21 protein-coding genes and 1 pseudogene are annotated in these 22,435 nt (G+C 70.9%); 12 read left to right on the forward strand and 10 right to left on the reverse strand.

The genetic code is table 11. From position 1 onward, the window contains the following. Nucleotides 1-153 precede the first annotated feature (153 nt). From WAB15_RS02545 to WAB15_RS02555, 3 genes are all read right to left on the reverse strand, one after another. On the reverse strand, nucleotides 154-2,547 hold the full coding sequence (locus WAB15_RS02545) for an ATP-binding protein (RefSeq protein WP_407285132.1): 2,394 nt from the start codon (nucleotides 2,545-2,547) through the stop codon (nucleotides 154-156). Nucleotides 2,548-2,814: 267 nt separating this feature from the next. Beyond that, nucleotides 2,815-3,315, reverse strand: coding sequence for an NAD(P)/FAD-dependent oxidoreductase (locus WAB15_RS02550; RefSeq protein WP_407285133.1), 501 nt, complete (start codon nucleotides 3,313-3,315; stop codon nucleotides 2,815-2,817). A 55-nt stretch (nucleotides 3,316-3,370) separates the two neighbouring features. Then, nucleotides 3,371-4,066, reverse strand: a complete 696-nt coding sequence (locus WAB15_RS02555; protein WP_407285134.1) for an SDR family oxidoreductase — start codon at nucleotides 4,064-4,066, stop codon at nucleotides 3,371-3,373. Between the two features lie 176 nt (nucleotides 4,067-4,242). On the opposite strand from WAB15_RS02555, the gene WAB15_RS02560 reads away from it, so the two are divergent. After that, nucleotides 4,243-5,118 (forward strand): LysR family transcriptional regulator, encoded by an 876-nt coding sequence (locus WAB15_RS02560; protein ID WP_407285135.1) that lies wholly within the window; start codon nucleotides 4,243-4,245, stop codon nucleotides 5,116-5,118. Between the two features lie 21 nt (nucleotides 5,119-5,139). On the opposite strand, the gene WAB15_RS02565 is transcribed toward WAB15_RS02560, so the two are convergent. Then, nucleotides 5,140-5,988 carry a hypothetical protein gene (locus WAB15_RS02565; RefSeq protein ID WP_407285136.1) on the reverse strand — a complete coding sequence of 283 codons (849 nt, stop codon included), beginning with the start codon at nucleotides 5,986-5,988 and terminating at the stop codon, nucleotides 5,140-5,142. 97 nt (nucleotides 5,989-6,085) lie between these two features. On the opposite strand from WAB15_RS02565, the gene WAB15_RS02570 reads away from it, so the two are divergent. After that, nucleotides 6,086-6,256 (forward strand): hypothetical protein, encoded by a 171-nt coding sequence (locus WAB15_RS02570; protein WP_407285137.1) that lies wholly within the window; start codon nucleotides 6,086-6,088, stop codon nucleotides 6,254-6,256. Between the two features lie 57 nt (nucleotides 6,257-6,313). Here the strand turns inward: WAB15_RS02570 and WAB15_RS02575 are convergent, their stop codons facing one another. From WAB15_RS02575 to WAB15_RS02590, 4 genes and pseudogenes are all read right to left on the reverse strand, one after another. Continuing rightward, nucleotides 6,314-7,306, reverse strand: a complete 993-nt coding sequence (locus WAB15_RS02575) for a BtrH N-terminal domain-containing protein (protein ID WP_407285138.1) — start codon at nucleotides 7,304-7,306, stop codon at nucleotides 6,314-6,316. Nucleotides 7,307-7,604: 298 nt separating this feature from the next. Continuing rightward, nucleotides 7,605-8,813 carry a PP2C family protein-serine/threonine phosphatase gene (locus WAB15_RS02580; protein ID WP_407285139.1) on the reverse strand — a complete coding sequence of 403 codons (1,209 nt, stop codon included), beginning with the start codon at nucleotides 8,811-8,813 and terminating at the stop codon, nucleotides 7,605-7,607. 193 nt (nucleotides 8,814-9,006) lie between these two features. Beyond that, on the reverse strand, nucleotides 9,007-9,207 hold the full coding sequence (locus tag WAB15_RS02585) for a hypothetical protein (RefSeq protein WP_407285140.1): 201 nt from the start codon (nucleotides 9,205-9,207) through the stop codon (nucleotides 9,007-9,009). An 11-nt stretch (nucleotides 9,208-9,218) separates the two neighbouring features. Continuing rightward, nucleotides 9,219-9,422 (reverse strand): annotated as a pseudogene (locus tag WAB15_RS02590) (MFS transporter); the annotation flags it as partial. A 200-nt stretch (nucleotides 9,423-9,622) separates the two neighbouring features. On the opposite strand from WAB15_RS02590, the gene WAB15_RS02595 reads away from it, so the two are divergent. The 10 genes from WAB15_RS02595 to WAB15_RS02640 all read left to right on the forward strand — a co-directional run bounded on the left by WAB15_RS02595 (nucleotide 9,623) and on the right by WAB15_RS02640 (nucleotide 21,055). Beyond that, entirely contained in the window at nucleotides 9,623-9,916 is a 294-nt protein-coding gene (locus WAB15_RS02595) for a heavy-metal-associated domain-containing protein (protein WP_407285141.1), read from the forward strand. A gap of 90 nt (nucleotides 9,917-10,006) precedes the next feature. Continuing rightward, nucleotides 10,007-12,289: a heavy metal translocating P-type ATPase gene (locus WAB15_RS02600; protein WP_399148070.1), complete on the forward strand. Its 2,283-nt coding sequence runs from the start codon at nucleotides 10,007-10,009 to the stop codon at nucleotides 12,287-12,289. Nucleotides 12,290-12,570: 281 nt separating this feature from the next. Continuing rightward, a complete protein-coding gene (locus WAB15_RS02605) occupies nucleotides 12,571-15,096 on the forward strand; it encodes a heavy metal translocating P-type ATPase (RefSeq protein WP_407285142.1) in 2,526 nt (841 codons plus the stop codon). A gap of 133 nt (nucleotides 15,097-15,229) precedes the next feature. Then, on the forward strand, nucleotides 15,230-15,421 hold the full coding sequence (locus WAB15_RS02610) for a hypothetical protein (protein ID WP_407285143.1): 192 nt from the start codon (nucleotides 15,230-15,232) through the stop codon (nucleotides 15,419-15,421). Between the two features lie 385 nt (nucleotides 15,422-15,806). After that, nucleotides 15,807-17,441 carry an ABC-F family ATP-binding cassette domain-containing protein gene (locus WAB15_RS02615; protein WP_407285144.1) on the forward strand — a complete coding sequence of 545 codons (1,635 nt, stop codon included), beginning with the start codon at nucleotides 15,807-15,809 and terminating at the stop codon, nucleotides 17,439-17,441. 219 nt (nucleotides 17,442-17,660) lie between these two features. Beyond that, the gene (locus WAB15_RS02620; protein ID WP_407285145.1) at nucleotides 17,661-18,221 is read left to right on the forward strand and encodes a CGNR zinc finger domain-containing protein; all 561 of its coding nucleotides are present in this window, start codon (nucleotides 17,661-17,663) and stop codon (nucleotides 18,219-18,221) included. Between the two features lie 178 nt (nucleotides 18,222-18,399). Continuing rightward, a complete protein-coding gene (locus WAB15_RS02625) occupies nucleotides 18,400-19,089 on the forward strand; it encodes a protein-L-isoaspartate O-methyltransferase family protein (protein WP_407285146.1) in 690 nt (229 codons plus the stop codon). Nucleotide 19,090: 1 nt separating this feature from the next. After that, nucleotides 19,091-19,609: a DUF429 domain-containing protein gene (locus WAB15_RS02630; protein WP_407285147.1), complete on the forward strand. Its 519-nt coding sequence runs from the start codon at nucleotides 19,091-19,093 to the stop codon at nucleotides 19,607-19,609. A gap of 137 nt (nucleotides 19,610-19,746) precedes the next feature. Next, the gene (locus WAB15_RS02635) at nucleotides 19,747-20,364 is read left to right on the forward strand and encodes an AAA family ATPase (RefSeq protein ID WP_399145038.1); all 618 of its coding nucleotides are present in this window, start codon (nucleotides 19,747-19,749) and stop codon (nucleotides 20,362-20,364) included. A 34-nt stretch (nucleotides 20,365-20,398) separates the two neighbouring features. Further along, complete coding sequence (locus tag WAB15_RS02640; RefSeq protein ID WP_407285148.1) at nucleotides 20,399-21,055, forward strand: hypothetical protein; 657 nt, start codon at nucleotides 20,399-20,401, stop codon at nucleotides 21,053-21,055. Nucleotides 21,056-21,086: 31 nt separating this feature from the next. Here WAB15_RS02640 and WAB15_RS02645 read toward each other — a convergent pair whose 3' ends face one another. Both WAB15_RS02645 and WAB15_RS02650 read right to left on the reverse strand, forming a co-directional pair. Beyond that, nucleotides 21,087-21,599, reverse strand: coding sequence for a DUF3291 domain-containing protein (locus tag WAB15_RS02645; protein ID WP_399145036.1), 513 nt, complete (start codon nucleotides 21,597-21,599; stop codon nucleotides 21,087-21,089). A 32-nt stretch (nucleotides 21,600-21,631) separates the two neighbouring features. Then, entirely contained in the window at nucleotides 21,632-22,270 is a 639-nt protein-coding gene (locus WAB15_RS02650; RefSeq protein WP_407285149.1) for a helix-turn-helix transcriptional regulator, read from the reverse strand. Nucleotides 22,271-22,435: the final 165 nt, after the last annotated feature.

Here is a 22,435-nt window from a genome sequence, read left to right on the forward strand (position 1 = left end):
CGGTCCGGTCGTCCGGTCCTCGTCCAGTCGTCCGCCCACCGTCCGGTCGTCGTCCGGTCGTCCAGTCCCGAGCCGTGTGCTTCGGCTCGCCCGACCAGCCTCCGTAGCCGTACGGCCCCGCACATGGGTCGGATGACCGGCGACTTGCGCGCGTTACGAAACCCCGGGGCCGTGCTGCGGACGGGTCTGCGCGGCGACCCACAGGGCGATCTGGGTGCGGGACCGGAGGCCCAGCTTGTCCCGGATCCGGTCGAGATGGCTGGCGACGGTGCTCTTGGACAGGCCCAGGTGCGAACCGATCTGACGGTTCGTCAAACCGGTGGCGACCAGCCGGGCGACCGTCGACTCACGCTCGGTCAGCGGGGATTCCCACACCGTACGAGCGACACCGGAGAGGTCGTGGTGCCCGCCGCGCGTCCCCTGTAGCGCATAACCGACCAGCGCACCCCCGCGCAGCCTCCGGCCCGCCGTCAGCGCCGCCTCCGCCCCGGAGGGGGCCAGTCGGTCCCTCGCCCGCGCGGCCGCCGCCTCCACCTGGCTCCGCCAGTGCGCCTCGGGCTCCGTATCGAGCCGCCGTCGTGCCGCCGCGGCTGCCGCGAACAGCCGGAGCGAACGCCGCATATCGCCCCGCTCGCCCGCCACGATGGCGAGCCCTTCCAGCGGGTAGAGCGCGTGGAAGCTCTCTCCGGACGCCGTCTCACCGGATGTCGTTTCCCCGGACGCCGGCTCGCCGGATGCCCGGTGGAGTACCTCCGCGAACATGTCCTCAGCGGCGTCGAAGTCCCGCTGCACCAGCCGGATGGCGCCGACGGTGTGCAACGCCGCCATCAACTGGCCCGAGGGGGCGCCCGCTCTGAGCTCGGGCAGACACCGCGCCATCAGCTCATCGGCCTCGGTGGCCCGGCCCGTGTGCAGCAGCGCCCAGGCCAGGTGATGCCGGCAGAGCGCGGTGTCCAGCGGGCGGCCGAGCGTACGGACCACGGAGAGGCACTCGGCGAAGACCGCGACGGCTTCGCAGAACTCGCTCCGACACAATCGCGCGGCCCCCAGCGCGTCCAGCGCGTTCGCCAGCCCGCCCGGGCGCTCCCCGGCGCGCTCGACGGCCACCGCCTCGTCGGCGAAGGCCAGCGCGACGGTGTGGTCCGCCTGGAGACAGGCCGACCGGGCGGCCAGGGCCAGCGCCACGCCCCGGTGCACACCGCCCGAGGCCCGCTCCAGCACCCCCGTCAGCAGCGTCCGGGCGGCCGTCAACTGCTCCTGGTGGTACCGCAGTCGGGCCAGTGCGAGGGCGAGCGGGACGTACCGGCCGTCGCCGCGGTCGGAGGTGTACGCGACGGCCGCCGCGAGGTTCTCCCGCTCGCCGCCGAGTGGTCCCTCCGCGGTGTCGGCGAACACCGACCCGGGAGGCCCGGCCGCCCGGCCGGCCAGCCGGTCGAGTGCCCGGTCCCAGGTCGTATGCAGCTCCCCGGACTCGCCGAGCCGGTCCATCCCATACGTACGGATCGCGCTGAGCTGCCGGAACCTCGCGGTGTCCGGATCGCCGTCCCGCATCCGTACGATCAGGGACTTGGCCTCCAGGGCGCAGACCACCCGCAGCACCTGTTCCGGCCGTACCCCGGTGTCCGCGCCGTCGCCCCCGCCGTCCGCGCAGACCTCGGCCGCTCCCCGGGCGTCGAATCCGCCCCCGAGAACGGAGAGGCGGCGGAACACCGCCTGCTCGACGGGGTCGAGTAATCGATGGCTCCAGTCGATGGCGGCGCGCAGCTCGCGGTGCCGACCCGGCCCCGTTCTGCTGCCGTCGGTGAGCAGGGTGAGCTGGTCGTCCAGTCCGCGCAGAATGTCGCCCAGCGGGAGGGAACCGGTGCGGCCCGCGGCCAGTTCGATGGCCAGCGGCAGGCCGTCCAGGCGTCGGCAGATCTCGGCGACGGTACGGATGTTGCCGGGGCCGAGCGCGAAGCCGGGATCGGCCGCGCGGGCCCGATCGGCGAAGAGGCGGACCGCCTCCGAACGCTGCGGCGCTTTCGCGTCCTCGCCCTCGCCGGCCGACGACAGCGACAGCACCCCCACCCGGAACACCACCTCGCCGGGCACCCGCAGCGTCTCCCGGCTGGTGGCGAGAATCCGCAGGCCCGGGCAACGGGCGAGCAGGGTCGCGGCCAGCTGCGCGCACGCCTGTGCCAGGTGTTCGCAGTTGTCCAGGACGATCAACAGCGTCCGGGTGCCCAGCGCATGGACGAGCGCCTCGACGCCCGCCCGGCCGCCACGCTCCCCCACCCCCAGGGCCGCGGCGACGGCCTGGGGCAGCTGCTCGCCGTCACGGAGCGCCTCCAGCTCCACCAGCCGGGCGCGGCCGTCCCGGCCGCCGCGCACCCCCTTCGCCAACTCGACCGCCAGCCGCGTCTTGCCCACGCCACCGGGCCCGGCGAGGGTGAGCAGCCGCGCGGACTTCAGCAGCGTGCGCAGCCGTGCCAGCTCTCGCTCCCGCCCCACGAACGAGTCGAGCGCATACGGCAGTCCACTGGCCTGCACCGCGGGTCCGTCCGGCACGGGTCCGTCCGGCACGGGTCCCGCCGTGCGCTCCCGTGCCGCACGCTCCCGGAACGCGCGCTGTCGGCAGGCACCGGAGCAGTACCGGGCGGGGCGGCCGCCCAGGGGCGCACCGTTTCGCGCCCGGCCGCCACGTGCGGAGAGCTCGGTCCCGCACGCCTCACACGTCCGCGTCGTCGTCACATGCCGCATCCTGCCCTCGCGGCAACTCCCGCACCACCAGGTGGCCGAGTGCTGCGCCTCATCGGCGGTCTGAGAGGGAGCCGGTCATGACCCTGTACGTGACAGGTGCGCGAGTGGCACGGCCGCCCCGCGATGCTTGATGTTGACGGCCGTGGCCCTGGCCAGTACCACGGGGTTCAAGAAGCGCAGCGGACCGATCAGGCGGGATGCAAACAGATACATGTGCCGCGCCACCGACTCATCGCGCGCCGCCGCCGAATACATCAGCCGCTCCAAGGGGTTGAACGGGCGGGCCTTGGCGAAGTCGGCGGCCAGGTACTGGTGACCGCGCAGCCGGCGCCGGTGTCTGCGTGCGTACACCCCGAGCGACCTGTCGAGGTCGCCCCGACCGGTCGCGGCCGAGGCGATCGCCTCGGCCAACCACTGCGCGGACTGCAGAGCCCACCCGCATCCCACTCCCCACAGGGGATCGCCGGTCAGGGCGGCGTCGCCGACGAACGCGACACCCGGTGCGGTCGGCTTGCGGCTGTGGAGCGGGTAGTTGACAGTGCCGATGATCTTCGAAGGTGCGGACCGGGTGCCCACCCATCACCCGGGTCCTCCACCGAGGGAAGCCGTGCGGCCGCAGCGGACCCCGGGTCTACCAGGGGACGACCTGCCCCTGATAGTCGAGAAAGTGGAGGCCAGGCTTCCCCTGGTGTCGCTCGATCGTCTCCGCCACCCCGGGAACGCTCTCCTCCACACTGAGATCGGCTTCGGGTCCACCGAGTTCGGTGCGGACCCAGCCCGGATCCATGAGCAGCAGCGTTCGCGTGTCCTCGGCGTGGCGGGCGGCGTAGCTGCGCATCAACTGGTTCAGCGCGGACTTGCTGGCCCGGTACAGGTCCTGCCCGCCTTCGGTGTTCAGAGCGATGCTTCCCTGATCGGAGGACATGACGCCGATGGTCCCGGTCGGCGCGACCAGCGGGCCGAGGGTCTCCACGACACGCATCGGGCTGAGCGCGTTGGTGATCAGGACTTCGGCGAACATGTCCGTCGGAACCTCGCCGATCGGTAAATCGCCGCGTGTAATGGCCGCGTTGACGAAGAGCAGGTCGAGAGTGTGCCGTGCCAGTCGGTCGCGCAGTGCCGAGATCTGCTCCGGCTCGGTCATCTCCAGCGACTCGATGATCAGCCGCCCTCCGGAAGCTTCGGCCAGGTCGTGGAGGCCGGTGCGCCGGCTGCCGCGGACCGTACCGATGACGTCCCAGTCGCGACGGAGGTATTCGGCGGCGAGCCCGAGGCCCAGAGCACGTGATGCCCCGATGATGACGGCGGTCTTGCGGGTGTCGTTCATGTGATTCCTCGTGATTCGTCTCAGGGGCGGGCGTCAGGACTGTCGCGACGCCTGGGAGCACAGGAGTTGGCTGTCGATGTCGAGCGCCGGAGTGAGGGCGGCGGGCACGCTGCAAGTCTCCGAGTGGCCCAGCCGGGCGTCCAATACCCTTCGGACCGCATTGATACCGTTACGGCATGGATCTGGACCTGCGAAAGCTCCGCTATTTCGTGGCGGTGGCCGAGCATCGGCACTTCGGTCGGGCGGCACAGGCGCTGTTCATCGCGCAGCCGGTCCTCAGCCGGCAGATCCACGCGTTCGAGCAGGAGCTGGGATGTCCACTGTTCACGCGGTCCACGCGCAGCGTTGAGCTGACCGCCGCGGGCAAAAAGCTGTATGACGAGGCGTCAAGAATCACCACGGTGGTGGACGTGGCACTGCGACGCGTGCGCGAGGCCCAGCGGGGCGAGGAGCGGCTCGTCGTGGGCTTCTCCCCCGGCCTGCACGTGTCGGACGCGATCCGGGCGTTCACTCTGAGCCATCCGAAAGTCGAGATCGACGTCCTTCCGCTGCGCTGGTGGGAGCGGGACGCGCCGCTCCGCGACGGACGTGCGCACGTGGGGTACCTCCGACACCCCTTCGACGACTCGGGACTGCGCACCGTCCCCATCGGTCACGAGACCAAGGTGGCGTGCCTGCCCGTGACGCATCCGCTGACCGGCCGCCGCGCCCTCACATCGGCCGATCTCGACGGTGAACCCATCCTCGACGGCAGGACCCGGCGAACGTCCTCACTGGAGGAGAAGTTCGAGCTCATCGCCTCCGGCCAGGGCATCGCGCTCGTCCCGGTCAGCATTGCGGGCTCGTACTCCCGCCCTGACCTCGTCTACCTGACGGTCACCGACGCCCTGCCCGTCGAAACCTGCCTGGTGGTACCGGAGGGCAGCCGCCCGGGCCCCGTACGGGACTTCCTGGACATCGCCACCGCGACGCTGCGCCGGCACGACGGCGATTCGGAGGGGCAGGAGAAGGCCCGCGCCACGAGCCTGACGCACGCACCGTCCACAGATTGAGCTCGCACAGTGGGGCTTCTGCTATCGCGTCGCCGGCTGGCGGAGCCAGGGCGTGCTGGTGGCCCAGAAGATGGCGTCGACGCCGAGGGTGTTCCTACCGAAGTCGGTGAACTCCTTCCGGGTGTACGGCTTCTTCGTCTTGGGGCTCTTGTACTGGAAGTCGGGCTCCTGTACGGCCATGGCCACGAGGGACAGCCTCCCCCGGTACTTGTTGAAGAACGGGTACGAGTTCTGCATCTGCGCCGGGCGGTCCGGCAGGATGTCGGGCCCGCCCAGGCCGATCCCGTGCGACGCGGCGAATTCGAAGGTGCGCTTCATGTAGTTGCGGCTGTTGTTCCACTCGCCCGGCCAGAAGTTGACGTACTGGATGAACGGCGTCTTGGTGAAGACCTTCTTGCCGTAGGCCATGTTGGCGAGCTCGGCGGAGAAATAGGCGTCGTCGCTGTACCCGGTGTGGTCCTTCTTCCTGTCCACCTCGGTAGCGGTCTCCGGGAGGTTCACCCCCGCAAGGCGGCCGTCGAACCGCTGTGCCAACGCCTTCAACAGATGCTGGAAGCGGCCCCGCACCTCCGGGTTCCACTGCGCCGCGACCGTACCGGGCCGACCGGGGCCGAGGCCGCTCTCGTTCTTCGTCGGGGCCGCGCCTCCCTTGTACTTCGGGTCGGACAACAGGTAGTCGGGGAGCCTGCTCGGCGGTGCGAAGAACCGGTCCTGGACCTGGATGAACAGCTTCTTGTGGCGGGCCTGCAGATACTTCAGCGCCTGATCGATCGACGAGAAGTCGTACCGGCCCTTCTTCTTCTCAAGCGCCTTCCACGGCACCACCAGCTGCACACCGGCGATGTCGGGGCGGTCGATCAGCGGCTTCACCTTCGCGTCGAAGTCCCCGATCGAGGCATACAGGTAGTTGGTCGAGCTTCGTTACAAGGCACGATGCCGCGCAGCCTGGGTGATGATTCACGGCCCAGTGGGCACGATCGGCACCGTCGCCAGCACCGCCAACCCGCAGAACACGTACGAGGCCAGGATCGACCGCGGCAGCGATACCCACTCCCGCATGGTCAACGACATGGGGATCAAGGCGGCCGCGTGCATGACCGTCCCCGGTGCCGGGACCGTGTGCACCGACTGGAAGTGATCTGCCTGACGCGGTCGTTCCTCCGCGAGAGGGTCAGTCCGCTGAGCCGCCTGGGCCTTACTCCCCCAGGCGGCTCAGCGCCTGCATGGCCTCACGCTCGATGCGGGAAAGATCGCAGAGGACGGTGCCTGCTTGTGCGAGGCACTGCGCATCGCCTGACTCACCGGCTTTCGTGAGCAATGCCGCGACTTCCGTCCACAGGGTGGCCGCCTCGGTGTACAGCGTGTGTCCGGTGCGCAGGTGGCTGCTGTCGTGCAGTTGGGTGCATTCGGCGAGGAAGTCGCGGTAGAGGTTGCGGAACAACGCGCCGCCGGTGCCGGCCTTCTCCATCAGGAGGGCGGCTCGAGGCAGATCCCGTTGTGGGACGTCGGTGCGCTGGAGCCATGTGCGTACCAGCTTGCCGGCCTTCTCGATGCCGCGGTGGCCGAGGTTGGCGATGGGCGGGTTGAGGAAGGCCTCGGCGCAGGCGGTGATCGCGGGAACGATCCGGCCGTGTGGGGAGGGCGGGCTCTGCGGTGCGGTGAGCGTGAAAGAGCGGTGCTTGGCGGTCATCGGGCCGCGCGCGGCCCTGGCCTGGGCAAGGCTGGTGAGGCTGGTCGATACCGCTCCGCCCTGCTGGTCGGTGTCCACCAGGTGGGCGTCATGGTCGTCGTAGCCGTACATGGCGACGACATGACCGCCGAAGTGCACCCTCGACGTGAAGTAGTCCAGGTAGTAGCTGTCGAGTTGCAGTCCTACGGGATGGCCGGCGTCGACGGCGGCTGACGCGTGCTCCCATGCCCTGCGGGGGGAGGTGGTCTCCTGGACCAGTAGCTCCAGCCCGAGTCGGGTGGCCAGATTTCTGGTGAGCTCGAAGGGCTTGACCCGTCCCCCGAGGAAGGGGAAGCCCATGTTCTTGGCGTCCCAGTAGACGAAGGACAGACCGGAGCCGAGGCCGAAGAGCATGGGCTCGGACAGATCGACTCCTTGGTGCCGCAGCAGCACCCCCAAAGCCGTCGTCTCGCAGTGCCGCATACCGCGGGCATCGTCGATGTCCAGCACCTTCGTCATGCCGTGTTCTCCTGGATGGGAATGGTCAGCCGGGCCATCGGTTCTTCTTGCGGCGTCTCGGTCGGCCCGAGGAGATACGCCTCGCGTACGGAGGGGCGTTCGTGGGCGCGGCCGTGCCTGATCTTTGCAGATCCGCTCGGTCGGCCGGTCCCGTTCCGCAGGTAGAGTCCGTCGCACGACGACGCGTCGACTTGGCGTCGGATTCCCCATCCGGGCCACCAGGGGCGGAGCTACCGGTCGGGTACCCGACCCAGGCCGACGGCAGCCCACCAGCGCAGCGAGGCTCGGCGCAACCGCGTCACCGGAGCTGCGGGCGCCATTCGAAGAGCAGGATGGTCACGTCGTCCCGCAGTCGGTTGCGCTGGTAATCGAGTATGGCGTGGATGAGCAGCCGCAGCACCTCGGCCGGGCGCTGGCCGGCGGCGTTGGAGCGGATGATGAAGTCGGTGAACCGGTCGAGGCCGAACTCCGCGCCGTCCGCGTCACGAGCCTCCACGACACCGTCGGTGTAGAGCAGGACGCAATCACCGGGTTCCAGCGTCGTCTCGTGGACCTTCCGGGCCGCCGGGGCGAGTGGGCCGGCCAGGCCGATCGGCGGCTGCGGGGGGCTGTCCAACGCCCCGGCGAGCACCCGCTCGGCACGGATCAGCAGCGGTGGGGGGTGACCGCAATTGACCCAGTGCAGCACCCCGGTATCGGCGTCGAGCCGACACAGCACGCCGGTGCAGAACTGGTCGGGCACCCACTGGGCGAGCGCCCGGTCGACGGAACTGACGACGTCGGCCGGGTCGCCACCGCCGCGGCGGGCGTTGCGCGCCGCCGCCATGGCGACCGACGTGGTCAGGCCGGCGGTCAGATCGTGGCCCATGGCGTCGAGGATCATGGTGTGCAGGACGTTCTTGACCACCGAGTGGTCGAAGGCGTCGCCGGCGATCTCGTACGCGGGCTCGAGGACCGCGGTCGAGACGCACTTGCTGCTGCCGATGGTGTGGGGCGGCAGGAAGGCCCGCAGCATCTCGGCGGGCAACTGCATGGTCGCGGTGCGGGTGCGGGCGGCGAGCCAGTCGCTGTAGCCGCGCTTGGAGGTGGTCAGCATGGCGAACAGATGGGCCAGGATCTGGCTCCGGCGCATCCGTATCCCGTCGAGCGAGGCGGTCCGTACCTCCAGCACGCCCAGCCGCTCCGCACCGTCGACCAGCGGCATCCAGACGATCAGGCCGTCGTCGGCCTCGGCCACCCGCGGGGAGACCGTGCGGTACGCCCAGCCGGCCAGCGAGCCGTCCACCGGCAGCGGTTCCAAGGCCTCGTCGAGCGGGATGAGCAGCCGTTGTTGCAGGTCGACGAGGTAGATCAGCGCGGTCTCCAGGCCGAGGGCCGAGGCGCACCGCTTCGCCAGGTCGGGCATTTCGAAGGGCAGGGCCGTCTGCGCCTCGATGATCAGCTCTTCCAGCCGATTCTCGTCGACGGCGGTGTCGGGACCGAAGGGCGCATGCGGTGGGTCCGACAAGGGGATCACCCCTTCCGTCCTCAGTCTCACACCGATCCCGTCTTCTCTCACGTCAGGCGAGACCGCGGCGAGGGCGAGAGCGGCGGTCGGCGAGCTCGACCGGGTACACCTCGTGTGCCGACCACGCGATCGGCCGATCCGTGTCGATCCGGACCACTACGGCCGGGCCGGGAGCAAGGTGAGGCGCACACCGTCACGCGACCAGGCGCAGCCAGGCCGACGCGAGTGCGGCGTGACCGGCCGGCGTCGGGTGCACGCCGTCCGCGGCCCAGTACTCCGGCCCGGTCGCCGCGGCGAGTTCGGCGAACATGCCGTCCGCCGCGACGAGAGTGTGCCAGCCCATGTCGTTGACGCCGACGAGGATCGACACCACGTCCGGGCGCGCGTCGAGCACGACCGCCTGCCGAAGGCGAACGGCACGGTGGCCGCGGCGACGAAGGCGAAGGCGGCGAGGGCGACTTGGCGGGAGCCGATGCGGTCGGTATACCTGCCTGCCAGGCTGCGTGCGAGGAGCGCGCCGACCCCCTGCGGGATGAGCAGCAGTCCGGCGCCGAGGGCGTCCTCGCCGCGGACCTGCTGAAAGTACAGGGGCAGCAGCATCATCGACCCGGGAGCATCCGGCCGACGCGCCGATCACCCTGATGCGCCGCCCGCACTCCCCCGCGCCCTGGACGCGTCGGGCCCGATACCCCCCTTCCGTATATACCCCCCGGGGGTATATGGTCTCACTCGTCGGGAGCGCCGGAACCATCGGCTCGCCCCCGCGCCAGGCATCGCTCGTACGCACACCACAGTCGAAGGAAGTAGCCATGACGTCCCAGACGAAGCCCGGCTCCTGCTGCACCCCGGACGGTTCCCGCGGCACCGCCGCCACCGGCGACGTGCAGGCCGGCACGACCACCGTCTACAAGGTGACCGGCATGACCTGTGGCCACTGTGAGGGCGCCGTCTCCGCCGAGATCTCCGCGATATCCGGCGTCGGCTCCGTCCAGGCCGTGGCCGCCACCGGCCTGGTCACCGTGACCTCCACCAACCCGCTCGACGACGAGGTCGTCCGGGCCGCCGTGGACGAGGCGGGCTACGAGCTCGCCGGCCGCATCTGAGGCAAGCCCTCCCCACATACCCCTGCCGGGTCCCGCCGCTCCACTGATATGGACGCAGTACGCCTCGGCCCTCCTCCCTGGAGAACCCGCATGACCAGCATCGCCCCCGAAGAGACGGCGACACCCGCCCTCCCCGTCGCCGAGATCGAGCTCTCCATCGGCGGTATGACCTGCGCCTCCTGCGCCGCACGCATCGAGAAGAAGCTCAACCGCATGGACGGGGTCAACGCGACCGTCAACTTCGCCACCGAGAAGGCGAAGGTCGCCTACGGCACCGGAGTCGAGGTCGCCGATCTCATCGCCACCGTCGAGAAGACCGGCTACACCGCTCAGGAGCCGCCCGAGCCGGCGCCCCACGCGGACAAGGAAGCGGCCGCCCCGGTAGGGGCTCCGGAGGCCGACGGTGGGGAAGCCGGTGCGCTGCGGCAGCGGCTGCTGGTCTCGCTCGTGCTCTCGGCGCCCGTGGTGCTGATGGCCATGGTCCCGGCCCTGCAGTTCGACAACTGGCAGTGGCTGTCCCTGACCCTGGCCGCCCCGGTCGTCGTCTGGGGAGCCCTCCCGTTCCACCGGGCCGCCTGGACCAACGCCCGGCACGGGGCCGCCACCATGGACACGCTGGTGTCGATCGGTACGCTCGCCGCGCTCGGTTGGTCGCTGTGGGCCCTGTTCTTCGGTCACGCGGGCATGCCGGGCATGCGCCACGGCTTCGACTTCACCATCTCCCGTGCCGACGGCTCCTCCTCCATCTACCTGGAGGCCGCGGCCGGGGTGACCACGTTCATCCTCGCCGGTCGCTACCTGGAGGCGAAGTCCAAGCGCAAGGCCGGCGCCGCGCTGCGCGCCCTGCTCGAACTGGGCGCCAAGGACGTGGCCGTGCTGCGCGACGGGCGCGAAGTACGTATCCCCACTGCCGAGTTGGTGGTCGGCGACCGGTTCGTCGTACGGCCCGGGGAGAAGATCGCGACCGACGGCACGGTCGTCGAGGGCAGCTCGGCCGTCGACGCCGCCATGCTCACCGGCGAATCCGTGCCGGTGGACGTCACCGTGGGCGACGCCGTCACCGGCGCGACCGTCAACTCCTCGGGCCTACTGGTCGTCGAGGCCACCCGCGTCGGCGCCGACACCCAACTGGCCCGGATGGCCAAGCTGGTCGAGGACGCCCAGAACGGCAAGGCCGCCGTGCAGCGCCTGGCCGACCGCATCTCCGGGATCTTCGTCCCCGTTGTCCTCCTCATCGCCCTCGGCACCCTGCTCGTCTGGCTGCTGACCACCGGCGACGCGGCCGCCGCCTTCACCGCCGCCGTGGCCGTGCTGATCATCGCCTGCCCCTGCGCCCTGGGCCTGGCCACCCCCACTGCCCTCATGGTCGGCACCGGCCGCGGCGCCCAGCTCGGCATCCTCATCAAGGGCCCCGAAGTTCTGGAGTCCACCCGCCGCGTCGACACCGTCGTCCTCGACAAGACCGGCACCGTCACCACCGGCCGGATGGCCCTCCACGACGTCATCACCGCCCCCGGCGTGACCGATCAGGAGCTGCTGCGACTGGCCGGCGCCCTGGAGCACGCCTCCGAGCACCCCATCGCCCGCGCCATCGCCGACGGCGCCGCCGAGCGCACCGGCGCCCTGCCCACACCGGAAGGCTTCGAGAACGTCGCCGGCCTCGGTGTGCAGGGTGTCGTCGACGGGCACGCGGTGCTCGTCGGCCGGGAGAAGCTGCTGAGCGAGTGGGCGATCGAGCTGCCCGCCGAACTCGCCGCCGCCAAGGCGGCTGCCGAGGCCGAGGGCCGCACCGCCGTGGCCGTCGCCTGGAACGGAGAAGCACGCGGCATCCTCACCGTCGCCGACGCCGTGAAGGACACCAGCGCGGAGGCCGTCGCCGAACTGCGCCGCCTCGGACTGACCCCGGTCCTGCTGACCGGCGACAACAAGGCCGTCGCCGAGTCCGTCGCCCGCGAGGTGGGCATCGACGAGGTGATCGCCGAGGTCCTCCCGCAGGACAAGGTGGCCGTCGTCAAGCGCCTCCAGGCCGAGGGCCGTACGGTCGCCATGGTCGGCGACGGCGTCAACGACGCGGCCGCCCTGGCCACCGCCGACCTGGGCCTGGCCATGGGCACCGGCACCGACGCGGCCATCGAGGCCGGCGACCTCACCCTCGTCCGCGGCGACCTCCTCGTGGCCGCCGACGCCATCCGGCTCTCCCGCCGCACCCTGGCCACCATCAAGGGCAACCTCTTCTGGGCCTTCGGCTACAACGTCGCCGCCCTCCCCCTCGCGGCGGCCGGCCTGCTCAACCCGATGATCGCCGGAGCGGCGATGGCCTTCTCCTCGGTCTTCGTCGTCACCAACAGCCTCCGGCTCCGGCGCTTCACGTAGGCGGCAGGCAGGGAAGCTCGCACGAGGCGGCCGCACCCGGCGATTCCCGGGTGCGGCCGCCGGGCTTTGGCCGGCGACTGCCAGGGATTACGGGACAGCCCTTATATGTTCGGCGAGCCGATTCTTCGCCTCCCGAGCAGCACGATCCAGACAAGGGGCATGAAGGCCATCCAGGCCCAGCCGGCGCCGTCCCAGTACTGCCCCCTAGGGGTAGCGGCGTACAGGCTCGGGGCACACGCTGGGAATATCCCCACGTGAGCGGGCACGAGAGGACGTCCGCCATGGATGTCGCCGATGTCATCGTGATCGTCGCCGCGGCCGCGGTGATCGCCGGGCTGGGCTGGTTCTTCTTCAGCCCGCGCCGGGCCCACACCGCACGGCTGGAAGGCGGAGTGCAGCGTGTCGAGGTGACCGTACGGGGCGGCTACCGCCCAGACGTGATCCGCGTACGCCAGGGTGTGCCCGTCGAGCTGGTCTTCGACCGGCAGGAGAGCGGGGAGTGCACCTCCCGCGTCGTCTTCCCGGACCTGCGGGTCAACGCGGGGCTGCCCGCGTTCGCGCGGACCACCGTACGCGTCAGCCCCGACCGGGCCGGAACCTTCGGCTTCGCCTGCGGGATGAACATGATCCACGGCACGCTGCTGGTGGAGCCCGACGCCGGCACCGGCGTCGAGGAGGCGGCCTCTGTCGCCGTGCAGGACACCGGTGCCGGCACGCCGCCCTCCGCCACAACGGCCACCGCGCCCACACGAGGAGGCGATGCGGCCGAGGAGGAGGCAGCCGAGACAGCCGAACGTTGGGCGGAGATAGCGGACTTGACCCGTCGCGTGACCGTGGGCGTGGTCCTCACCGTTCCCGTCCTCTTCGCGGTGATGGCACACGAGCTGTTCGGCGCCGGTTGGGTGCCGGAGTGGCTGCTGAACCACTGGCTGCAACTGGCCCTGATCACCCCGGTGATGTTCTACACCGGCCGGCCGATCCACTCCACCGGCTGGCTGACCCTGCGCCACCGCGGCGCCGACATGAACAGCCTCATCACCCTCGGCACCACGGCCGCCTACGGCTACAGCCTGCTCGTCACCCTCGCCCCGGGCCTGCTGCCGAGCGAGGTACGCGCGGTGTACTTCGAAGCCGTCGGGGTCATCCTCACCCTGATCCTGCTCGGCCGACTGCTGGAGGCCCGCGCAAAAGCGGGCACCGGCGAAGCCATCCGCGCCCTGCTGGGCCTACAGGCCCGAACCGCCCGGGTGATCCGTGACGGCACCCCGACCGAGGTCCCGGTGGATGACGTCGTCGTGGGTGACGAACTGCTGATCCGTCCCGGAGAGAAGGTGCCGGTCGACGCCGAAGTCCTCTCGGGTGCCTCTCCGGTGGACGAGTCCATGGTCACCGGCGAGCCGATGCCGGTCACCAAACGCGCCGGGGACACCGTGGTCGGCGCGACGGTCAACGGCACCGGCTCCCTGACGGTGCGCGCGAGCAAGGTCGGCGCCGACACCATGCTCGCGCAGATCATCCGCCTCGTTCAGCAGGCGCAAGCATCGAAGGCCCCGATCCAGCGGCTCGCCGACGCGGTCTCCGCGTACTTCGTGCCGGTGGTGATCGCCATCGCCGTAGGCGCCTTCGCCCTCTGGTTCGCCCTCGGCCCGACACCCGCCCTCACCCTCGCCCTCGTCTCCGCCGTGGCCGTACTGATCATCGCCTGTCCCTGCGCGCTCGGCCTGGCCACCCCGCTGTCGGTCATGGTCGGTACCGGCAAGGGCGCCCAGGCCGGCATCCTCATCCGCTCCGCCGAGGCCCTGGAGACCGCCCACAAACTCGACACCGTCGTCCTCGACAAGACCGGCACCGTCACCAAAGGCGAACCCGTCCTCACCGACGTACGCGCAACCGACGGCTTCGACGAGGACGACCTACTGGCCCTGGTCGCCGCGGTCGAGGCGATGAGCGAGCATCCTCTCGCCACGGCGATCGTCACGGGCGCCCACGACCACGGCCTCACGCCGCCAAGAGCGGACGGCTTCGCTTCCGTCACCGGCAAGGGCGTGCAGGCCACCGTCGCGGGACGAACGGTCCACGTCGGCACCGCGCGCCTCCTGGCCGAAGCCGGACTCGACACCACCCAACTGACCTTCCTCGCCGCCGACTTCTCGGCCCAGGGCAAGACCCCGGTCCTCGCGGCCGTCGACGGCCGACCGGCCGGGGTCCTCGCCGTCGCCGACACCGTCAAGGACGACTCCGCCGCCACCATCGCCGCACTGCGCCGGCTCGGCCTGGAGGTCGTCATCCTCACCGGCGACAACGCCCGCACCGCCGAGGCCATCGCCCGTCAGGTCGGCGTCGACCGCGTACTGGCCGAGGTCCTGCCCGAGCACAAGGCCGATGAGATCCGCCGCCTGCAGCAGGAGGGTCGCACCGTGGGCATGGTCGGCGACGGCATCAACGACGCCCCGGCCCTGGCCGCCGCCGATGTCGGCCTCGCCATCGGCACCGGAGCCGACGTGGCCATCGAAGCCGCCGACATCACGCTCGTCTCCGGCTCCCTGGGCGGCGTCGTCACCGCCATCCGACTCTCCCGAGCCACCATGCGCAACATCCGCCAGAACCTGTTCTTCGCCCTCGTCTACAACGCCGTCGGCGTCCCCCTCGCCGCCGGTGCCCTCTACCCGCTGTGGGGCATCCGCCTCAGCCCCATGATCGCCGCGGCCGCCATGGCCCTCTCCTCGCTCTCCGTGGTCACCAACTCCTCCCGCCTCCGGCGCTGGCACACCACTCCCCTGCCTGTCGACCAGGACAAGCACCCCTGATGTGCGACGAGTTGCCGAACGTCACCTGTTTGACCGGTGACGGATGCTGTGTCACAGTCATCTGGCGCGCCCACGGCGCTCATCGGAACCCCGGTGCGCGCGGGATCCCCTTCGAGAGAGCGGGAGGCTGACGATGCAGGACCGCAGTACGCAGGACGGCGACTCGGCGGTGCGTCATGCGCGATTCGGCGCACTGCCCGAGCGGATCGCCTACGAGGACATGGTCGAGGTGAAGCCGGCTTCGCCGAGGGCCCCGGAGCGGGACACCGGCGACCCCGGGGCGAGGAATCTCCTCACCTGCCTGGCGTGGGACCTGGTGCTCTGAGGCGTGCCTTCCTCCGCCGCGCGCCACGAGCCGCGGGCCTTCGTGTCGGCGGCCCATGGCGCGCGGCGGAGGAAAAGGCTTTCGGACGGCCTCGCGGAGCCTGGTACGGTGACCGCGGTAGTGATCCTTCGTAGAGGAGTCCAGACATGGCGGGTGACGACGACATCTCCGGGTGATACCCGGACCTGATCGACCATCGGCAGGCGCACCCTTGGCCCTTTGGCAGTGCCGCCGTTGTGGTGATCTCGTCGTCCCCTTTTCCCTGTCTCAGGCGCAGTGCCCTTCGCACGGCGGTTTCCGCACAGCAGCTTTTGTACAGCGGTTTTCGTGCAGCGGTTTTCGCCGTGGGAGCGCTCTGCCCTCTCTTCCTCATGAGGTCATCCCCATGTCCGACGCTTCCGTCATCTGCTCCCAGCTGTCCTTCTCCTGGCCCGACGACACCCCCGTCTTCGAGGGCCTGTCCTTCACCGTCGGCGCCGGCCGTACCGGCCTCGTGGCGCCCAACGGCTCCGGCAAGAGCACGCTGCTGAGGCTGATCGCCGGTGAACTGCGCCCCGCAGCAGGGTCGTTGAGCGTGCACGGCACGATCGGCTATCTCCCGCAGACCCTCCCCCTGACCGGTGAACCGACGGTGGCCGAGGTCCTCGGGGTCGATACGGTGATCCGCGCCATCGACGCCGTCGAGTCCGGCGACGTGAGCGAGGAGCACTTCACGGCCATCGGCGACGACTGGGACGTCGAAGAGCGCACCCGTGCCCAGCTCGACCGGCTCGGCCTCGCCCATCTCGCTCTCGATCGGACCCTGGGCACGCTCAGCGGCGGCCAGATCGTCAGCCTCGGTCTGGCGGCGCAGCTGCTCAAGCGTCCCGACGTGCTGCTGCTGGACGAACCGACCAACAACCTCGACCTCGACGCCCGCCACAGGCTCTACGACGTGCTGTCGGACTGGAACGGCAGTCTGCTGCTCGTCAGCCACGACCGGGCCCTGCTGGACCGTATGGAGCGCATCGCCGAACTCGATCGTGGTGAACTCCGGTTGTACGGGGGCGACTTCACCCAGTACGAGGAGGCCGTACGGGCCGAGCGGGAGGTCGCGGAGAAGAACGTGCGCAATGCCGAGCAGGAGCTGAAGCGGGAGAAGCGCGAGAGGCAGCAGGCCCGCGAAAGGGCCGAGCGCCGCGCGAGCAACGCCGCCCGCAACCTCAAGAACGCCGGTCTGCCGCGCATCTTCGCCGGGAACATGAAGCGCGGCGCCCAGGAGTCGGCCGGCCGGGCGGGTCAGATGCACGCCACCCGCGTCCACGAGGCGCAGGCCCGGCTCGACGAAGCGGGACGCGCGCTGCGGGACGAGCAGCGACTCGTCCTGGAGCTGCCCGACACCGACGTCCCCGCCGGGCGTACCGTCGTCCTGGGCGAGGGGATGCAGATCCGCCACGGCGAGCGGAACCTGTTCGCGGGGGACGGTGTCGACCTCACGATCCGCGGGCCCGAACGCATCGCGCTCACCGGCCCCAACGGTGCGGGCAAGACGACCCTGTTGCGGCTGATCGGCGGTGAACTCGCCCTGGACGGGGGGAACATCAAGCGTGCCGATGGACGGATCGCCTCCCTGTCGCAGCGCCTGGACCTGCTCGACCCCGACCGCACCGTGGCCGAGAACTTCGCGGTGTTCGCCCCGCACCGGTCGGAGGCGGAGCGGATGAATCTGCTCGCGCGCTTCCTGTTCCGCGGCCCCCGGGCGCACCTGCCCGTGCGCGCGCTCTCCGGCGGCGAACGCCTGCGAGCCACGCTCGCCTGCGTCCTGTGTGCCGAACCGGCCCCGCAGTTGCTGCTGTTGGACGAGCCGACGAACAACCTCGACCTGGTCGGCGCGGGCCAGTTGGAGAGCGCCCTGGCCTGCTATCGCGGCGCGTTCGTGGTGGTCAGCCACGACGAGCGGTTCCTGGAACGGATCGGCGTCGACCGGTGGCTGCGGGTCGCCGACGGCGAGCTGACGGAGACGGGGGCAGCTCGCGCCTGAGCCGCCCCCGTGCCGCCGTTCGCGGCAGCTCGAAGCCGCCCAGCAGCGCGAGGTGTGGGACGCCGACCGGCGCGCCGCGATCGTCCCGGCCGGCCACGACCACTGGCTGCGGCGGCGCCGGCCGGGCCGTGAGACCCGGCTGAGCGCCACGGAGGGGAGACTTGGCGGCCACGAGCGGCGAGCCTTGCGAGGGCCATAGTCACCCGTCAAGATGGTGACGTGAATCTGGATCATGTCTTTGTGTGCGGCAATCCGGCCCTGGACTTCGCGGCCACGCTGCGGGCACGCCGTAGCGCGCGGTTCGAGATGTTCGCGGCACCGGACCGCCTGGACGCGTGGTACGGGGAGTCCGGCATCGTCGACTCCGTCTCGCCCGCCCGGCAGGCCGACGTGGAGCGGGCGACGACCGTACGCGAGGCCGTCTACCAGCTGATCACGGCCCGGCGCCTCGACTCGGACTTCGACGACGAGGCGCTGGCCGTGGTCAACGACGCGGCTCGCCGGGCTCCCGCGGCACCGCAGTTGACCCACTCCGGCCGTTGGACGACGGCGACGCAGCGAGAGGCGCTGTCCACCGTCGCCCGGCACGCGGTGGAACTGCTGAGCGGCCCGGACGTACCCCTGCTCAAGGAGTGCGGCAACCCCGAGTGCACCCGCGTCTACCTCGACCGCTCGCGCGGCAGCCGGCGCCAGTGGTGCGGCATGGAGTCCTGCGGCAACAAGATCAAGGCCGCCGCCTACCGCGCGCGCAGGAAGACCGCCGTCACCTCCGCAGGGTGACCCACGCTTCGGCCATGACTACGGCCCATGGGGCTCGCTGGTGATCCTGGTGGCCTGGACGGCCGCCTCCCTCCTGGGCGGTCACTTCACGCTGTGCCGCCGTGCTGCCTGAGGGCAGATCCCTCCACGGTTGGAGGGGCCGGTGGCGTCCGATTAGCCTGGACGGGAGGCGGTCACGATGTCCCATCCCCGCCACGACCCGGGCGCTCGGCCTCCGGGCCCCGAGAATCTGGTCTCAGCCGCGCGGACCGCCGGCGTGACGGACGAGCGCCTGCTGGGCGCCCTGCGCGTGACCCCGCGCTCGGCCTTCGTACCGGCCTCCTGCCGCGCATCGGCGTACGCGGACGTGCCGGTGGCGATCGACCATGGCCAGGTGACGACGCAGCCCTCCCTCGTGGCGATGATGGTCGCCGCACTCGGCCTCACGGGGGACGAGCGCGTGCTGGAGATCGGTAGTGGTTACGGCTTCCAGACCGCGCTGCTGGCCCGCCTCGCGGGGTACGTCGTCGGCGTCGAGCGGTACGCGGACATGGCCGAGCAGGCCCGGACCCACCTCGCCGGCCAGCGCATCAGGAACGCCGAGATCGTCGTCGGCGACGGCACCCTGGGCGCGGCCGACCGGGGTCCGTTCGACGCGATCGTGGTCTCCGCCGCGTTCCCGGAGGTGCCGCCGCCGCTGGCCGCACAACTGCGCGCGGGCGGCCGACTGGTGCAGCCGATCGGGCCGGGCGGCCAGGAGCGGGTCGAGCTGTACGAGAAGACCGACCGGGGACTCGTGTGCCGGCGGACCGTCGCCCTCGCTCATTTCGTCCGCCTCTACGGCGAGTACGGCTATCCCCCGACGGCCCCGTTCCACGACACTGGCTGACATGGTGACCGTCATCGGCGTCGACGCGTGCCCGTCCGGATGGCTGGCGGTCGAGCTCCACGACGGCCGCTTCGCGGCGGCACGGGTCGTCACCGCCCTGCGCTCCCTCCTGCCCGGGGTCCTCCCCGACGGCCTCGGGGACGCCGGGCGCACCCCGCCGGACGATGTGCTGGACGCGGCCGCCGCCGCGTGGACGGCCCACCGGATCGCCTGCGGCCGTGCGCGCTCCGTCCCGAATCCGCCCGAGCGCGATGCGGGCGGGCGTCGGTCGCCATCTGGCACTGACCCGGGCTGGGGTGTTCGGGGCCGCCCCGCCGGTAGTGGACCGGGGCGTGGCTCACTCCTGGCGGTCCACCCGTGCTCCTCGACGGCGAGCGAGGGGCCTTCGCCAGAACCGCCCGCGAGGAGTGGCCGGCACCGCGGAGGGCCGAACGGCCGATCGTGCCGTGCGCCGACCTGTCCACGGAGTCCGATCACGAACAACCTCTACAGTAGAGTAGAAGTTCCGGCCGCCGCCTGAGCGAGGACACGTCAACCGAGATCGGGTGAACGTTCCAGGCAACGTTCGCTCGGCGCGGGGTGCGGGTGGTCAGTCGGGGCAGAGGGCGGGTAGTGGGCAGTTCGGTCGGGCCGCGTACGGCGGAGACGTCCTTCGTCGTGGGCGAGGGGGCGGCGCTCCGGCCGCGCGGGCTGGTGGATCTGCGCGGCTCAGGGGACGTTCCGGCCGTGTTGTCGTATCCCGTGGGCGCGGTGGTGGTGGTCTCCGGATTGCCGGGCAGCGGTAAGAGCACCCTGCTGTGGCGCTGGTCCAAAGTCGCGTCGGTCATTGATCCGCGGGTGGTCCATGTCGCCTGTGAGGCGGTGATGCCGACGTGGTTGCCGTACGCGGTGTACCGGCCCTGGGCACGGTGGAGGTACTTCCGGTGGCTGCGTTCCGCAGTACGCGGCGGCGGGCCATTGCTGGTGCACGACTGCGGCGGTCGGCCGTGGATGCGCCGCTGGCTCGCCAGAAGGGTCGGGCCCCAGGGACGCGAACTGCACCTGGTCCTCCTGGATGTGGGGATGGCCGAGGCCTTGGCGGGCCAGGCGGCCCGGGGCCGGTGGGCTCCGCAAAGTGCCTTCGCCCGGCACCGCAGGGGGCTCGACCGGCTCCTGCGGTCGTTGTCCGGGCTCGGTGGGGCGACCCCAGGCCGTGCCCCGATTCGGGAGGCGGCGTCGGTGGTCTTACTGGACCGCGATTCGCGAGAGCAGGTGGCGGCGGTGGAGTTCGAATGATCTGATTCCCGGGTGTTCATGATGACCTTCCTGCGTGAGTTCCAGTCCTGGTACTGGGACTGCGCATTCGACGACGCCGAGTTGCAGGCCGCGGGAGGACGACTACCGCTTCCAGCAGGAGGCGGCGTGGGCGTTGTCGATCGGTGAGCGGTTCTACGACCACCGCGCCCTGCTGGAAGATCTCGACGCCTCCTGGCCGGACGATGAGCGCGGTTTCGAGACCGGCACCGGAGCCGGCCACGCCAGCGCGCTGGATGTCCTGGCGCTGCTCGCCGAGCCCGAGGACGCCATGCCGCTCACCGTCGCGCTCCGTCGCCGTGACGTCGAAGCGCTGGTCCGTGAGCGTGCGCTCCGTGCGGCGCAGGACTGCCTCGACCGGTGGGAAGAGCCGGAGGCCCGGGTCGTCGCCGCCCTGGAAGAGCTGATCTTCGACCCCTCGGCTGCCATGGACGACCGCACGCTCGCCGTCATCGCCCTGTTCGACGTGCCGGGACCGCAGGTCACCGCCGTGCTCCTGCGCGCCGCCCACTCCCACGTCCTGCCCGTCCAGGTCGAGGGCGCGCTCGGCCTCACCTACGGCCACCTGATCGACCAGCACCGCGACCTCGTGCGCGGCCTCGTCGCCTCCTGGCCCGACGGCGACGACGAACCCGACCGGGCCTGGCTCGTCCGGCAGGCGCTGAGGGACTGACACTCGGCGGGAGTTGTCGTGCGGCTGCGTCTCAGGGCAGATCGACGGCTGCGCGGCATTCGAGTACATGCCCCTGGACCTGCGCGGTCGTGGAAGGTGCCGGGTGGGGATCGCGGAAGGTGAACGCGAGCGGTCCGGGGCCGTGTTCGCGCACCCTCGCGACCCGCTCCATCGCCTCGGCGATGCTCGGGCGGTGGCCGGCCGGGATCCACCACAGGGCCTGGTGCACCTCGGCCATGCGATGGAACCACTCGCGGCGGCGACTCAGTACGCGCAGGTGATCGGTGTGGTAGGTGAAGTTCCGCAGGGCTTCCACCGACTCCCAGACCGAGCAGTTGATCAGGAGCATGTCGTCACGCTCGTCGGGGCGGAAACCGGTCGCGTCCTCGCCCTCATCGTCGACCATGCGCCACACGAAACCGGGGCTGCGCTCGGCAAGCGCGTTGATCTCGGGCAGTTGGGCGACGAAGTCGGCCAACTCGGGGCCGTCCAGCGGAGCGACGATGCGGCCGATGTTGACCTGCGCAAGGTGAAAGGCAGTCATGAGCCCAGCATGGCCCGCCCCTGCTTCTATAGTCAATGATTCTTTGTTTTAGACAGTGCCACGCAACATCCGCCGGGACACGGGTCCATCGTCGGCGACCACTGCTCGGGCGCCAGTCCCTCCAGCAGCCCGAGATTCATCCCGCAGACCAAGGCGGGGAAGTCCTCGGCCAGCGCGTGGAAGGGGCAGTTGCGCAGCCGCAGCGTCTCCCCGTCCCAAAAGGGCTGGTAGCCGCGGGCCCGCAGCACCTCGACCAGGTCATCGGCAACCGCATCCGGATGTGCCGCACCCGCAGCCTTCGCCGCGGCCTGCAGTTCCCGGTCCAGGCCGGCGTTCTCCACGACCTCGGCGAGGAGCCGGCCGGCCGCGTCGTAGGACCGCGGCGGGACGGACACGGCGTGCTCACCCTCGGCGCGCCGGTACACCTTCGCCGGCCGCCCCGCCCCGGGGCCGGTGCGCCCGGACAGTCGCCGGAAGGACACGGCCAGCAGCCCTGCCTCGACGAGCTTGTCCAGATGGAAGGCGGCCAGCGATCGGGAGATCCCGACCGCTTCCGCGGCCGCATCGCGCCCTACCTCATCCGGGGCGGCGGCAACGTGTCGATAGAGCCGACGGCGCACGGGATCACCCAACACACCCAGCACCGCGAATGCGGAATCTTCAGCAGTCACGCGCCGAGTCTATGACCAATGGGAATAGTCGAAACACGGCTCTGTCGCCGATCCCGTGACGTGGGTGCCAGGCGGTCGATCGTTTGCACACGCCCTGCCCTGGGGGTGTTTCAGCAGTTCAGGGGGGCAAGGAGGGTCGAGCTGCACTCCGTCTTGCAGGCCCAC

The organism is Streptomyces sirii, from assembly GCF_045690365.1.
Lineage (GTDB): Bacteria > Actinomycetota > Actinomycetes > Streptomycetales > Streptomycetaceae > Streptomyces > Streptomyces sirii.

Excerpts from the sequence above, each read along its gene's own strand:
- WAB15_RS02555 (WP_407285134.1), bottom strand. The coding sequence starts at position 4,066 with ATGAACGACACCCGCAAGACCGCCGTCATCATCGGGGCATCACGTGCT.
- WAB15_RS02560 (WP_407285135.1), top strand. The coding sequence starts at position 4,243 with ATGGATCTGGACCTGCGAAAGCTCCGCTATTTCGTGGCGGTGGCCGAG.
- WAB15_RS02575 (WP_407285138.1), bottom strand. The coding sequence starts at position 7,306 with ATGACGAAGGTGCTGGACATCGACGATGCCCGCGGTATGCGGCACTGC.
- WAB15_RS02595 (WP_407285141.1), top strand. The coding sequence starts at position 9,623 with ATGACGTCCCAGACGAAGCCCGGCTCCTGCTGCACCCCGGACGGTTCC.
- WAB15_RS02600 (WP_399148070.1), top strand. The coding sequence starts at position 10,007 with ATGACCAGCATCGCCCCCGAAGAGACGGCGACACCCGCCCTCCCCGTC.
- WAB15_RS02605 (WP_407285142.1), top strand. The coding sequence starts at position 12,571 with ATGGATGTCGCCGATGTCATCGTGATCGTCGCCGCGGCCGCGGTGATC.
- WAB15_RS02610 (WP_407285143.1), top strand. The coding sequence starts at position 15,230 with ATGCAGGACCGCAGTACGCAGGACGGCGACTCGGCGGTGCGTCATGCG.
- WAB15_RS02615 (WP_407285144.1), top strand. The coding sequence starts at position 15,807 with ATGTCCGACGCTTCCGTCATCTGCTCCCAGCTGTCCTTCTCCTGGCCC.
- WAB15_RS02625 (WP_407285146.1), top strand. The coding sequence starts at position 18,400 with ATGTCCCATCCCCGCCACGACCCGGGCGCTCGGCCTCCGGGCCCCGAG.
- WAB15_RS02630 (WP_407285147.1), top strand. The coding sequence starts at position 19,091 with ATGGTGACCGTCATCGGCGTCGACGCGTGCCCGTCCGGATGGCTGGCG.
- WAB15_RS02645 (WP_399145036.1), bottom strand. The coding sequence starts at position 21,599 with ATGACTGCCTTTCACCTTGCGCAGGTCAACATCGGCCGCATCGTCGCT.